Raw genomic sequence first — 13,504 nt, forward strand, 5'->3', positions numbered from 1 at the left:
GTATCAGGGTAAGAGATGCAGAAGCTTCGCCTCCCGAAAATACTGGCCGCCCTCGGGGCGGTCCTGTTCCTGTCCGCCTGCAAGGCCGAAGTCCTTGCTCCCACCGGCGATATCGCCGCCCAGCAGCGTGATCTGCTCGTCATCTCGACGCTGCTGATGCTGGTCATCATCATTCCGGTGATGGTGATGACCTGCTGGTTCGCCTGGCACTATCGTGCGGCCAACAAGGACGCGATCTACAAGCCGAACTGGTCCCACTCCACCAAACTCGAGCTGATCATCTGGGCGATCCCTCTGATGATCATCATCTGCCTGGGTGCGCTGACCTGGGTCGGAACCCATCTCCTCGATCCCTACCGCCCGCTGGCACGCGTCTCCGAAGAGCAGCCGCTCGATCCGCAGCAGGAGCCGCTGGACGTTCAGGTGGTCGCACTCGACTGGAAGTGGCTCTTCATCTACCCGCAATACGGCGTTGCCGCCGTCAACGAACTGCCGGTTCCGACCGATCGTCCAATCCGCTTCTCGTTGACCTCGTCCTCCGTGATGAACGCCTTCTACATCCCGCATATGGCCGGCATGATCTATGCGATGCCCGGCATGCAGACGACCCTGCACGGGGTGTTCAATCAGGAGGGCACCTTCCAGGGCCTCGCTTCGCACTACTCGGGCGCAGGCTTCTCCGGCATGCGTTTCAAGGCAAAGGCAACGGATGCCGCAGCCTTCGAGGCCTGGGTCGAAGAGGCGCGCGCCGGCAGCGAAAAGCTGGACCGCGCGAAGTATCTTGAACTCGAGCGCCCCAGCGAGAACGTCACGCCCGTGACATTCGCCAGCGTCGATCCGCAACTCTTCCCACGCGTCGTCAACATGTGCGTCGAAGAGGGCAAGATCTGCATGGCCGAGATGATGGCGCTCGACGCCCAGGGCGGCACGGGCATCGCCGGCACGGTCAACATGAGCGCGCTGATCTATGACAAGCACGAGCGTCGTGGCACGCGCGAGCCGGTCTTCGGCTGGGAGCCTTTCAAGGTTCTGGGCTTCTGCTCGGTCGAGGAGCTGGAACAGATGCTGGCCGCAAAGCCCGCCTCGTTCAACGACAAGCCCGTCATTTCGGGTCCCCTGATGGGACACAACATGACGCAGCCGGCATCGCCCTTTGGCGGTGAGGCCGAACGTTTCCTCACGCTCGTCCGGCAGGCATCCGGCAACGCGCCGCAACTCTGACAGGAATTCGGCATGGCCACTGCAATAGACCATTCCACCACGTTTCTTCTCGGCCGCCTCAACTGGAGTGCGATCCCGACGGATCCCATCGTTCTCTCGACCTTCGTGGTCGTCGCGGTCGGCGGCGCCGCAACGGTTGCCGCGCTGACCTATTACCGCCTCTGGGGCTATCTCTGGCGCGAATGGCTGACCTCGGTCGACCATAAGAAGATCGGCATCATGTACATCATACTGGCGCTGGTCATGCTGGTGCGCGGCTTTGCCGACGCCATCATGATGCGCCTGCAGCAGGTGCTCGCCTTCAATGGCTCAGAGGGCTATCTCAACGCTCACCACTACGACCAGATCTTCACCGCCCATGGCGTGATCATGATCTTCTTCGTGGCGATGCCCTTCGTCACCGGTCTGATGAACTATGTCGTGCCGCTGCAGATCGGCGCGCGTGACGTCTCCTTCCCCTTCCTCAACAACTTCTCCTTCTGGATGACGGTTGGTGGTGCCGTTTTGGTGATGGCCTCGCTCTTCGTCGGCGAATTCGCCCAGACGGGGTGGCTTGCCTTCCCGCCGCTGTCGGGCATCGGCTACAGCCCATGGGTCGGGGTGGATTATTACATCTGGGGTCTGCAGATTGCCGGCGTCGGAACGACACTGTCAGGCATCAACCTGCTGGTCACCATCGTCAAGATGCGCGCTCCGGGCATGACCCTGATGCGCATGCCGGTCTTCACCTGGACCGCACTCTGCACCAACATCCTGATCGTCGCCTCCTTCCCAGTGTTGACGATGACGCTGATCCTCCTGACGCTCGATCGCTACGTGGGAACGAACTTCTTCACGAACGATCTCGGCGGCAATCCGATGATGTACATCAACCTCATCTGGATCTGGGGCCACCCGGAAGTCTATATCCTCATCCTGCCGCTCTTCGGCGTCTTCTCTGAGATCACCTCGACCTTCTCCGGCAAGCGCCTCTTCGGCTACAGCTCGATGGTCTATGCCACCGTCTGTATCACGATCCTGAGCTATATCGTCTGGCTGCACCACTTCTTCACCATGGGCTCGGGTGCCTCGGTGAACGCCTTCTTCGGCATCACCACCATGATCATCTCGGTGCCGACGGGGGCCAAGATCTTCAACTGGCTCTTCACCATGTACAAGGGACGGGTCCGCTTCGATCTGCCGATGATGTGGACGGTCGCCTTCATGCTGACCTTCACAATCGGTGGCATGACGGGCGTTCTTCTGGCGGTTCCGCCGGCAGACTTCGTCCTGCACAACTCGCTCTTCCTGGTGGCACACTTCCACAATGTCATCATCGGCGGCGTGCTCTTCGGCTGCTTTGCCGCGATCGCCTACTGGTGGCCCAAGGCCTTCGGCTTCAAGCTCAACGTCTTCTGGGGCACGGTCTCGTTCTGGAGCTGGGTCAGCGGTTTCTGGCTCGCCTTCATGCCGCTCTATGTGCTCGGCCTGATGGGCGTCACCCGCCGCATGCGTGTCTTCGATGATCCGGATCTCAGGATTTGGTTCATCCTGGCAGCTCTCGGCGCCTTCCTGATTGCCATCGGTATCGCCGCCTTCTTCATCCAGATCGCCGTCTCGATCTGGCAGCGCAAGGACAACATGGACGTGACCGGCGACCCCTGGGATGGCCGCACCCTGGAATGGGCGACCTCCTCTCCCCCGCCGTCCTACAACTTCGCCCTCACGCCTGTCGTCCATGATCTCGACGCCTGGCACGACATGAAGCAGGTCGGTCAGACACGCCCGAAGGCTCCTTACCTGCCGATCCACATGCCACGTTACACCGGCACGGGTGTGATCATCTCAGGCCTGGCCACGATCTGCGGCTTCGCCCTGGTCTGGTACATCTGGTGGCTGGCGGCCCTGTCTTTCCTCGCGATCATTGCCGTCTCGATCGCCCACACCTTCAACTACGACCGGGATTTCCACGTCCCCGTCGACGAGGTCGAGCGTGTCGAAAAGGCCCGTGATCGCGAACTGGCAAGCGTAGGAGCGTGAACATCGTGAGTACCGTCACCCAAACCGATACGCCCGCCGTCTATTGGGAAACCGAGCCGCATCATCATCCGGAAGGCGGGTCCACGCGGCTCGGCTTCTGGATCTACCTGATGAGCGACTGCCTGATGTTCGCAGTCCTCTTCGCCGTCTTCGGCGTGGTCGGCCAGAGCTATGCGGCCGGCCCGGGCCCGAAGGCGCTTTTCGAACTGGAGCTGATCGCCATCAACACCGGCTTCCTGCTGGTCTCCTCGATCACCTTCGGCTTTGCCATGCTGTCGATGTACGAGGGTCGCCAGGCCCGCATGCAGGCATGGCTGGCGGTGACCCTGCTGCTCGGCCTCGCCTTCCTGGCGCTGGAACTCTACGAGTTCCACCACCTGATCGAACTCGGCGCCGGTCCGCAGCGTTCGGCCTTCCTGTCGGCCTTTTTCGCGCTCGTCGGCACGCACGGTCTGCACGTCCTGTTCGGCTGCATCTGGCTCGTCACCCTGATGGTCCAGGTCAATCAGAAGGGCCTGATCCCGGCCAACACCCGACGCATGGAATGCCTGAGCATGTTCTGGCACTTCCTCGATGTCATCTGGATCGGTGTCTTCACCTTCGTCTATCTCCTGGGGATGATCTGATGTCCAAACCTTCCATCCAGCCCCATGGCCATCACGAGCATGGCCACGACAACAGCGGCCACGATCATGGCAGCTACCGCTCCTATCTGACCGGCTTTGTGCTGGCCGCGATCCTGACGATCATTCCCTTTGCCATCGTCATGAGCGGCGGCTTCGAAAGCCGTGTCCTGACGGCGGTGACGGTGATCGCCTTTGCCGTCGTCCAGATCCTCGTCCACATGGTCTACTTCCTGCACATGAACACGCGCTCGGACGAAGGCTGGACCATGCTGTCGATGATCTTCACCATCATCGTGGTGGTGATCATGATCGCCGGCTCGGTCTGGGTCATGTACAACCTCAACACCAACATGATGCCATCGATGGATCACGAGAGCTTCCAGGGCTTCGGCTCCTGAGCCAACAGGTGAGGCAATGACGCGGACGCGCAGACCGTGGTGGTTCATCGGACTGGGCATCCTTGCCATCGGCCTGCTCGTCGGCCTCGGCGTCTGGCAGGTCCAGCGCCTGCAATGGAAAACGGCGCTGATCGAACGCGTCGAGGCGGGGCTCACCGCCCCGCCTTCGGCCGCGCCTGGCCCGGGTGATTGGCCAGCACTCACCTTCGACACGGCGGAATATCGTCGCGTCGAGGTGAGCGGCAGCTACCTTCAGGGCGAAGATATCCTCGTCAAGGCCGTGACGGCGCGCGGATCCGGCTTCTGGGTCATGTCGCCCTTTCAGTCGAGCGACGGCTGGCGCCTCTTCATCAACCGGGGTTTCGTGCCGGACGATGCTCAATCAGCCGACAATCGTCCCAGACCGCAGGGTGAGCTGACCGTCACCGGCCTCCTGCGTCTCACCCAGCCGGGCGGCGCCTTTCTGCGAGACAATGATCCCTCGGGCAATCGATGGTTTTCCCGCGACACGATCGCCATGGCCGAGGTCCTGGGGCTCGGGGAGGTTGCTCCCTATTTCCTCGATGCCGATCAGAGCGGCGAGGGCCTGCCGGTCGGCGGCCTGACGGTGGTGACCTTCCCCAACAATCATCTTGGCTACGCCTTCACCTGGTTCGGGCTGGCTGCTGTCTTTGCCTTTCTGCTCTATCGGGCGACCCGACCGGAGGCCTCTGAGCACTAGCACTCTTCGTGCTCACGACACTTCGTATCGATTGGCCAGGGTCGTCGACAATTGGGCTGCGAACCGGGCTGCCGCGACCGGAAGCGTGCGCCCGCGCAGCTGCCCCATGTAAAGCACGCCTGCCGGCACATCACGCTTGTCGAGCGGTCGCGTGATCATCTCCCCCGTCATCGTATGGTCCGAAAGCCCGATCGGGATCTGGAAGGTGATGATGTTCTCCGCAACCGCATGATTGCGCAGGAACTCGAAACTGTCCGATTCGATCACCGGCTCCAGCCGATAGGATGATTTCTGCGCCGCCATGTCCATCAGGTGCCGGACGCCGAAGGGGACTGTCGGCAGGGAATAGGGATAGGCTAGGCAGTCGCTCAGCCGGATGGTGTCCTTGGCTGCCAGAGGATGGTGCGGCGCCATCACCACATGCACCGGCTGATGCACCCGGATCAGCGTCATGAAATCGGCCATCCTGACCGGCTCGAAGACGATCGCCAGATCCGCCGAGTGATCGACCAGCGACTGCTCCGCCGCCTGGCGGTCGCGCAGATGCACGCCGAAGGTCACCGCCGGATGGTCCTTTCGATAGTGCGCGATCTGATGCGGCAGGAAATAGGGCAGGAGCGCCTGGCTGCAGGCAATCGACACATGACCGCGACGAACGCCTGAAAGGTCCGCGATCTGTGAGCGCACCCGCTCCATGTCGGAGATCTGGTTGCGGATGTGATGGATCAGGATCTCGCCGGCGCTCGACAACCGAACCCCGTGCGGCAGCCGCTCGAAGACCGGCACGCCAAGTTCCTCCTCCAGCGCCAGAATACGCCGATTGAGTGCCGTGGACGTAATCGCCAGCGATTCCGCGGCCCCCCGGATGGAGCCGGCCTTGGCGACGGCATCGATGTAACGCAGCGAAGTCAGGTGCCGCATGTGAGATCTCCGGTGGTGATGCAAATCTTGCAGCAGCTCGCGCAAAACTTAGCACAAGACAGAAGCGGCGCCATATGGGTTACTCAAAGGTGAACGCGGAGCGCCATAGAAAATCAGGGGAACCAGCGCCCGCCCGAGCTTCACTGTTCATCCTGATCTGGGAGATCCTTCATGAGCCAGTTTCTTATGCCGAGCCGCCGCCAGTTTCTGCGCCAGTCAGCCGGCCTCGCAGGCCTTGCCGCCGCAAGCAGCGTGCTTCCTTTCAATGTTGCCCGCGCCGCAGGCCTGACTGTCGGCTTCATCTATGTCGGCCCGAAGGACGACTTCGGTTACAACCAGGCTCACGCCGAAGGCGCTGCCGCGATCAAGGCGATCGAGGGCGTGACCGTGGTCGAAGAAGAACAGGTACCGGAAACGGTCGACGTCCAGAAGACCATGGAGAGCATGATCAACTTCGACGGCGCAACACTGCTCTTCCCGACCTCCTTCGGCTATTTCGACCCCCATATCCTGACCATGGCGCCGAAATATCCCGATGTTCGCTTCGAGCATTGCGGCGGCCTCTGGACCCCGGACAAGCCGGCCAACACCGGCTCCTATTTCGGCTATATCGGCATGGGCCAGTATCTGAACGGCATCGTTGCCGGTCACATGACCAAGACCAAGAAGATCGGCTTCGTCGCGGCAAAGCCCATTCCGCAGGTCCTGCTCAACATCAACTCCTTCCTGCTCGGCGCCCGCGCCGTCGATCCCACGATTACCTGCCAGGTCATCTTCACCGGTGAATGGTCGCTTGCCGTCAAGGAAGCGGAAGCCACAAACGCCCTCGCCGACCAGGGCGTCGACGTCGTCACCTGCCATGTCGACGGCCCGAAAGTCGTCATGGAAACCGGCGCCGGTCGCGGCATGTTCCTCTGCGGCTACCACGCCAACCAGAGCCCGCTGGCGCCTGAGAAATATCTGACCGGCGCCGAGTGGAACTGGTCCAAGGTCTATACCGACATGGTCAATACGACCCTTTCGGGCGGCACCATCGACAACTTCGTCCGCGGCGGCCTTGCCGAAGGCTTCGTCAAGATGAGTCCGCTCGGACCGGCCGTTACCGAACCGGCACGCAAGCAGTTCGACGCGACGCTTGCCGAAATCATGAAGGGCGGCTTCTCGGTCATCAAGGGGCCGCTGAAGGACAACAAGGGCAATGTCATCGCCACCGAAGGCCAGGCCTTCGCCGAGACCGACGTTGCGCTCGAGAGCATGAGCTACCTCGTCGAGGGTGTTGTCGGGTCGACCTCGTAACGATCCGGGAGGGGCATGCCATGAGTGCACCGGCGGATTTCGCCAGCCAGGGTCTGGCCAGACGCAGTCTCTCGCTCGAGACGATCCTGCGTTGGCTCGATCCGCTCTTCCTGCCGCTGGCAGCACTTCTTGCCGGCATGCTCTTCTTTGCCGTCTTTCTGCTCCTGATCGGCACGTCGCCCATCGAGTTCTACACCCTCGTCTACAAGGCGGGCTTCGGCACCTCCTTCTCCTGGACCAACACGCTCGCCCGTGCGGCACCGCTTCTTCTCGCCGCCCTCTGCGTCGCCCTGCCGGCCCGGCTGGGTCTCGTGGTGATCGGAGGGGAGGGGGCGATCGTCCTGGGCGGTGTCGGCGCCGGTGCTGTTGCCATGCTGGCACCTGGCATGCCGGGTCCGGTCGGCATTCTCGCCATGATGATCGCAGGTGCCTTGGTCGGCGCCATCTGGATCGGCGGCATCGGGGCTCTCAGGCATTTCCGCGGAGTGAACGAGACGATCTCCAGCCTGCTGCTGGCCTATATCGCGATCGCTCTTATGAACCATCTGGTGGAAGGACCGCTCCGCGATCCCGCTAGCCTTAACAAACCCTCCACGGCACCCTTGCCGGACCTCTACCGAATTGGCGAAATCCCTGGCATCGGCGTGCACTGGGGCCTCGCGGCCGGCATCATCGCCTGCATCCTCTGCTGGGTGCTGATCGAAAAGACGACCTTCGGATTTGCGGCCCGCATTGTCGGCGGCAACATCAGGGCCGCCCAGGTGCAGGGGCTGCCCGCTGGCCTGCTGATGATCGGTTTTACAGCGCTCGGTGGGTCATTGGCTGGCCTTGCAGGGGCTTTCGAAGTGGCGGCCGTCCATGGTTCGGCCAATGCCTCGCTCGCCGGCGGCTATGGTTATACGGGCATCCTCATCGCCTTCCTAGCCCGGCACAACTGCCTGGCGATCATTCCGGCCACCCTGCTTTTCGCCGGCTTCGAGGCCTCAAGTGGCCTCGTCCAGCGAAGGCTCGACCTGCCGGATGCCACCATCGTGGTCTTCCAGGGCATGATCTTCATCGCCATCCTCCTGTCCGACGCGTTCCGGGATCGCATTACGCTGGATGGCCTCCTGCTGAAGGGGAAGCGCGCATGACGGACATCGGTCTCTGGGGCGTGCCCCTTGCCATCCTCGGCGGCGCCATCCGTGTCTCCACGCCCTTCATCTTCGTCAGCATCGGCGAATGCCTGACGGAACGTTCCGGCCGCATCAATCTCGGCCTGGAAGGTACGCTCGTCTTCGGTGCCATGAGCGGCTATGCCGTCGCCTACCACACCGGCTCCGCCTGGGCGGGTACGCTTGCCGCGGCCATCTGCGGCCTTCTCTTCGGTCTTCTGCACGGCTGGATCTGCAAGTTCCCCAAGGTCAACGACATCGCGATCGGCATCGCCCTGATGATCTTCGGCTCGGGCCTCGCCTTCTTCTTCGGCAAGCCCTATGTCCAGCCCGTCGCGCCTGATCTGCCGTCGATCCCGCTCGGTTTCTGGTCGGATATCCCGCAGGTCCAGGCGGCTCTCAACGTCAACGTCCTCTTCCTGGTCGGCATCGCACTCGCCTTCCTGGCCGCCTGGGTACTGAAAAATACCCGCGTCGGCCTCACCATCCGGGTCGCCGGTGACAGTGCCGATGCCGCCCGTGCGCTCGGCATCAACGTCAAACGCGTGCGCCTCTGGTCGACAGCGGTCGGCGGTGCGCTGGCTGGTGTCGGCGGCGCCTATCTCTCGCTCTATTATCCGGGCAGCTGGAACGAAGGCATTTCCTCAGGCCAGGGCCTGATGGCGGTGGCACTCGTCATCTTCGCTCGCTGGAACCCGGTCCATTGCCTCTATGCCTCGCTGCTCTTCGGCGGCGCAGGCGCGCTCGGGCCGGCACTTCAGTCGGTCGGCGTCACCCAGGGCTACTACCTCTTCTACGCCGCACCTTACGTGCTCACCCTTGGCCTCCTTATCGCGATCAGCTCGCGCACCCGGGCCATGGTGTCGGCACCCGGCGAACTCAGCATCACCAAATAGGAGCAGGATCCATGAACGGACTTGGCGGTCTCAACAAGTCGCCCGAGGGGGTGGTCATCGGCCTCGTGCAGCTGCAATTGCCGAACACGGTGACGCGCGCCGATCTCGCGGCCCAGACCGACAAGGTCGTCGGCATGGTCGCCAAGGCGCGGCGCAATATCGCCGGCATGGATCTCGTCGTCTTCCCCGAATATGCCCTGCATGGCCTGTCGATGGATACGAACCCGGAGATCATGTGCCGGATGGACGGCCCGGAAGTCGCAGCCTTCAGAGAGGCCTGCCGCGACAACCGCATCTGGGGCTGCTTTTCCATCATGGAATACAATCCCGGCGGCAATCCGTGGAACACCGGTTTGATCATCGACGACCAGGGCGAGATCAAGCTCCATTACCGCAAGCTCCACCCTTGGGTGCCGGTCGAACCCTGGGAACCCGGCGATCTCGGTATCCCTGTCATTGAGGGCCCCAAAGGCTGCAAGCTCTCGCTCATCATCTGCCACGACGGCATGTTCCCGGAAATGGCACGCGAGGCAGCCTATAAGGGCGCCGAGATCATGCTGCGCACGGCGGGCTATACCGCCCCGATGCGCGAGGCCTGGCGCTTCACCAACCAGTCCAATTCCTTCTGCAACTTGATGGTCACCGCCAATGTCTGCATGTGCGGATCGGACGGCACCTTCGATTCCATGGGCGAGGGCATGATCGTCAATTTCGACGGCAGCATCATCGCCCATGGCACGTCCGGCCGCCCGGACGAGATCATCACGGCGGAAGTCCGCCCCGATCTCGTGCGCGAGGCGCGCCGAGTCTGGGGTGTCGAAAACAATATCTACCAGCTCGGCCATCGCGGCTTCTCGGCCGTTGCCGGCGGTGCAGGGGATTGCCCCTACACCTTCATGCAGGACCTGGTGGCCGGAGAGTACAAGCTACCCTGGGAGGGCGAGGTCCAGGTGACCGACGGCACATCCTGCGGCTTCCCGAAGCCTGTGCGTCGCTATGGCGAGACCAACAAGGAGGCGGCGGAATGACGACCATCAAGGCAGATCCCTATCTCTGGCCCTATAACGGCGATCTCCGTCCCGAAAACACCGCGCTGATCATCATCGACATGCAGACCGATTTCTGCGGCGTCGGTGGTTATGTCGACAAGATGGGCTACGACCTCTCGCTCACCCGCGCGCCGATCGAGCCGATCAAGAAGGTGCTCTCCGCCATGCGCGCCAAGGGCTATCACATCATCCACACCCGCGAGGGCCATCGCCCTGATCTCTCCGACCTGCCGCCGAACAAGCGCTGGCGCTCGCAGCAGATCGGCGCCGGCATCGGCGATGCCGGTCCTTGCGGTCGTATTCTCGTGCGTGGCGAACCGGGCTGGGAAATCATCGACGAACTGGCGCCGCTGCCGGGCGAAGCGATCATCGACAAGCCGGGCAAGGGCTCCTTCTGCGCCACCGATCTCGAACTCATCCTGCGCACGCGTGGCATCGAAAACATCGTGCTGACCGGCATCACCACCGATGTCTGCGTGCACACGACGATGCGCGAGGCGAATGACCGCGGCTTCGAATGCGTCATTCTCGAGGACTGCTGCGGCGCCACCGATCCCGGCAACCACGCCGCCGCCGTCAAGATGGTCAAGATGCAGGGTGGCGTCTTCGGCTCCGTCTCCGACAGCGAAAAGCTTGTGGACGCACTGCCATGAGGGTTCCGGCGCAAGAGTTCAAAGCACCCGATCACGCCATGTCGGTGGAAACCGTCGGCATGACCATGCGCTTCGGCAGCTTCACGGCGCTCAACGACGTCTCGATGCGTGTCGCCGCCGGCTCCTTCCATGTGCTGCTCGGCGAAAACGGTGCCGGAAAGTCGACCCTCGTCAAATGCATGATGGGCTTTTACAAGCCGACCTCGGGCCAGATGATGGTCGAGGGCCTTGAGGTCGAGATCCCCGACCCCCGTGCCGCCCATGACCTCGGGCTCGGCATGGTTTACCAGCATTTCACGCTCGTTCCTTCGCTGACCGCCGCCGAAAACCTCGTCATCAGCCGGGCGGATGCACCGGCGCTGATCGACTGGAAGAAGGAGCGCCAGGCGCTCTCAGCCTTCATGGACCGCATGCCCTTCTCGGTGCCGCTCGACATCCCCGTCGGCCGGCTCGCCGCCGGTGAAAAGCAGAAGCTGGAACTCCTGAAGCAGCTTTATCTCGGCCGCCGTTTCCTGATCCTTGACGAGCCGACCTCTGTGCTGACACCGGCGGAAGCCGACGAATTGCTCGGCATGGTCCGGGGTTTGACGAGTGCGGGCGAACTCACCTGCCTGATGATCAGCCACAAGTTCCGCGAAGTGACGGCCTTTGCCGACGAGGTCTCGATCCTCCGACGCGGCGAATATGTCGGCGGCGGCAAGGTCTCCGACCTCTCGACCTCCGATATGGCAGCCATGATGATCGGCGAAAAGGAGCTGGTGAAGCCGGCTGCCCGGATCGCCTACCAGGGTGTGCCCGTCCTCTCCGTCTCCGGCGTCAGGGCCCCGGATCGCTCCGGCCTGAAGACCATCGACATCGCCGATCTCACCGTGAAATCCGGCGAGATCGTCGGCATTGCAGGCATCTCGGGCAATGGTCAGATGGAGCTGATGGAGATCCTGACCGGCCAGCGGCCACTGGAAAAGGGGACGATCCGGGTCAAGGCAGAGCCTTATCACGCCCGCCGCGGCGAAGCCCGCAAGCTCAACGTCCGCTATCTGCCCGAGGAGCCCTTGAAGAACGCCTGCGCCCCACGGATGACGGTCGCGGAAAACATCTTCTTCCGCGATTTCGACTTTGCCTCCGGCAGCAGCCAGTTCTGGCTCGATGGCAGCCGCATGCTCGAACAGGCGGGCCATCTGGTCGGCGAGTACAAGGTGAAAACGGCTTCACTCCAGTCCCCGATCGCCTCGCTCTCCGGCGGCAATGTCCAGCGTGCGGTCCTCGCCCGCGAGCTGACGGGTGAGGTCGATCTCCTCATCATCACCAACCCCTGCTTCGGGCTCGATTTCTCCGCCGTTGCCGAAATCCGCGCCCGTATCATGGCCGCAAGAAACGCCGGGGCCGCAGTTCTCCTGATCTCTGAGGATCTCGACGAAATCCTGGAGCTCTCCGACCGGATCCTCGTGATGTCGGAAGGGCATATCGCATATGAGACTCCCGCCGCCAACGCCGATATCGGCGAGATCGGCCGGCACATGGCAGGACATCACTGATGGCAATCATCCAGGCGCGGCCCTTCGATTTCGACCTCGATCGGGACCATGCGGCCCTCATCATCATCGACATGCAGCGCGACTTCGTCGAGCCCGGCGGTTTCGGCGAAACGCTGGGCAACAAGGTCGCCCTGTTGCAGGCAATCATCCCGGCGACGGCCCGCCTGCTTGGCGCCTTCCGCGCCGCCGGCCTGCCCGTGATCCATACCCGCGAATGCCATCGGCCCGACCTGTCCGACTGCCCGCCCGCCAAGCGCGAGCGCGGCAAGCCATCGCTCCGCATCGGCGATCCCGGCCCCATGGGCCGCATCCTCATTTCCGGCGAACCCGGTGCCGACATCATTCCGGAGCTGTATCCGGTGGAAGGCGAAATCGTGCTCGACAAACCCGGCAAGGGCGCCTTCTACGCCACGCCGCTCGGAGAGCTGCTGGCCGAGCGGAAGATCCGCCAGCTCGTCTTCGCCGGCGTCACCACCGAAGTTTGCGTGCAAACCACCATGCGCGAGGCCAATGACCGTGGCTTCGAATGCCTGCTCGCGACCGATGCGACAGAGAGCTACTTCCCGGAATTCAAGAAGGCGGCCATCGACATGATCACCGCGCAAGGAGCGATTGTCGGATGGGCGGCCAGCGTCGATCAGATCGTGGAGGCGCTCGATGTCTGAAGCCTTGAGTTTCCCGGATTTCCTGCGCGGCGGCTGGCAGCACTGCCAGTTCGAATATTTCCGCGACGGCGTCGAGATCTGCCGGCTGGTGACGGGCGAACCCGAAGTGGCACTCCTGCGCTACGCGCCCGGTGCCTCCGTGCCGCGCCATTTGCATCAGGGACTTGAGACCATCCTGGTGCTTGAAGGCTCACAGAGCGACGAATTCGGCCATTATCCCGCGGGCTCGCTGGTGGCGAACCCGGAGGGCACCTGCCATTCCGTGGCATCATCGGAAGGCTGCGTCGTGCTGATCCAATGGACGAAGCCGGTCAAAATCCTCTGATTTGTGTTGCCGGCTAATATTCGAT

At 62.7% G+C, this 13,504-nt stretch carries 14 protein-coding genes; 13 read left to right on the forward strand and 1 reads right to left on the reverse strand.

The window, feature by feature from the left end:
- Positions 1–15: 15 nt before the first annotated feature.
- From cyoA to M1E12_RS19510, 5 genes are read left to right on the forward strand one after another with little or no spacing between them, the layout of a single operon-like run.
- On the forward strand, positions 16–1,221 hold the full coding sequence (cyoA, locus tag M1E12_RS19490) for a ubiquinol oxidase subunit II (protein ID WP_136539742.1): 1,206 nt from the start codon (positions 16–18) through the stop codon (positions 1,219–1,221).
- Between the two features lie 12 nt (positions 1,222–1,233).
- On the forward strand, positions 1,234–3,240 hold the full coding sequence (cyoB, locus tag M1E12_RS19495; RefSeq protein ID WP_479562967.1) for a cytochrome o ubiquinol oxidase subunit I: 2,007 nt from the start codon (positions 1,234–1,236) through the stop codon (positions 3,238–3,240).
- Positions 3,241–3,242: 2 nt separating this feature from the next.
- The gene (gene cyoC, locus M1E12_RS19500; protein WP_374725510.1) at positions 3,243–3,866 is read left to right on the forward strand and encodes a cytochrome o ubiquinol oxidase subunit III; all 624 of its coding nucleotides are present in this window, start codon (positions 3,243–3,245) and stop codon (positions 3,864–3,866) included.
- Positions 3,866–4,264: a cytochrome o ubiquinol oxidase subunit IV gene (gene cyoD / locus M1E12_RS19505; RefSeq protein WP_310239618.1), complete on the forward strand. Its 399-nt coding sequence runs from the start codon at positions 3,866–3,868 to the stop codon at positions 4,262–4,264. The genes cyoC and cyoD overlap by 1 nt, the downstream gene beginning before the upstream one ends.
- Before the next feature lie 16 nt (positions 4,265–4,280).
- The gene (locus M1E12_RS19510; RefSeq protein WP_479562968.1) at positions 4,281–4,985 is read left to right on the forward strand and encodes an SURF1 family protein; all 705 of its coding nucleotides are present in this window, start codon (positions 4,281–4,283) and stop codon (positions 4,983–4,985) included.
- 12 nt (positions 4,986–4,997) lie between these two features.
- Here M1E12_RS19510 and M1E12_RS19515 read toward each other — a convergent pair whose 3' ends face one another.
- The gene (locus tag M1E12_RS19515) at positions 4,998–5,906 is read right to left on the reverse strand and encodes a LysR family transcriptional regulator (protein ID WP_113458083.1); all 909 of its coding nucleotides are present in this window, start codon (positions 5,904–5,906) and stop codon (positions 4,998–5,000) included.
- 171 nt (positions 5,907–6,077) lie between these two features.
- Between M1E12_RS19515 and M1E12_RS19520 the strand changes: the two genes are divergently transcribed.
- From M1E12_RS19520 to M1E12_RS19555, 8 genes are read left to right on the forward strand one after another with little or no spacing between them, the layout of a single operon-like run.
- A complete protein-coding gene (locus M1E12_RS19520; protein ID WP_479562969.1) occupies positions 6,078–7,202 on the forward strand; it encodes a BMP family ABC transporter substrate-binding protein in 1,125 nt (374 codons plus the stop codon).
- Between the two features lie 20 nt (positions 7,203–7,222).
- Entirely contained in the window at positions 7,223–8,335 is a 1,113-nt protein-coding gene (locus tag M1E12_RS19525) for an ABC transporter permease (RefSeq protein WP_479562970.1), read from the forward strand.
- On the forward strand, positions 8,332–9,252 hold the full coding sequence (locus M1E12_RS19530) for an ABC transporter permease (protein WP_479562971.1): 921 nt from the start codon (positions 8,332–8,334) through the stop codon (positions 9,250–9,252). Before M1E12_RS19525 ends, M1E12_RS19530 begins: the two co-directional genes overlap by 4 nt.
- Positions 9,253–9,263: 11 nt before the next feature.
- Positions 9,264–10,280: a formamidase gene (locus M1E12_RS19535; RefSeq protein WP_479562972.1), complete on the forward strand. Its 1,017-nt coding sequence runs from the start codon at positions 9,264–9,266 to the stop codon at positions 10,278–10,280.
- On the forward strand, positions 10,277–10,954 hold the full coding sequence (gene biuH / locus M1E12_RS19540) for a biuret amidohydrolase (protein ID WP_479562973.1): 678 nt from the start codon (positions 10,277–10,279) through the stop codon (positions 10,952–10,954). Before M1E12_RS19535 ends, biuH begins: the two co-directional genes overlap by 4 nt.
- Positions 10,951–12,489 carry an ABC transporter ATP-binding protein gene (locus M1E12_RS19545; RefSeq protein ID WP_479562974.1) on the forward strand — a complete coding sequence of 513 codons (1,539 nt, stop codon included), beginning with the start codon at positions 10,951–10,953 and terminating at the stop codon, positions 12,487–12,489. Before biuH ends, M1E12_RS19545 begins: the two co-directional genes overlap by 4 nt.
- Positions 12,489–13,154 carry a cysteine hydrolase family protein gene (locus M1E12_RS19550; protein WP_479562975.1) on the forward strand — a complete coding sequence of 222 codons (666 nt, stop codon included), beginning with the start codon at positions 12,489–12,491 and terminating at the stop codon, positions 13,152–13,154. The genes M1E12_RS19545 and M1E12_RS19550 overlap by 1 nt, the downstream gene beginning before the upstream one ends.
- On the forward strand, positions 13,147–13,479 hold the full coding sequence (locus M1E12_RS19555) for a cupin domain-containing protein (RefSeq protein WP_113458091.1): 333 nt from the start codon (positions 13,147–13,149) through the stop codon (positions 13,477–13,479). Before M1E12_RS19550 ends, M1E12_RS19555 begins: the two co-directional genes overlap by 8 nt.
- The last annotated feature ends 25 nt before the right edge of the window (positions 13,480–13,504 follow it).

The organism is Rhizobium sp. K33, from assembly GCF_056501445.1.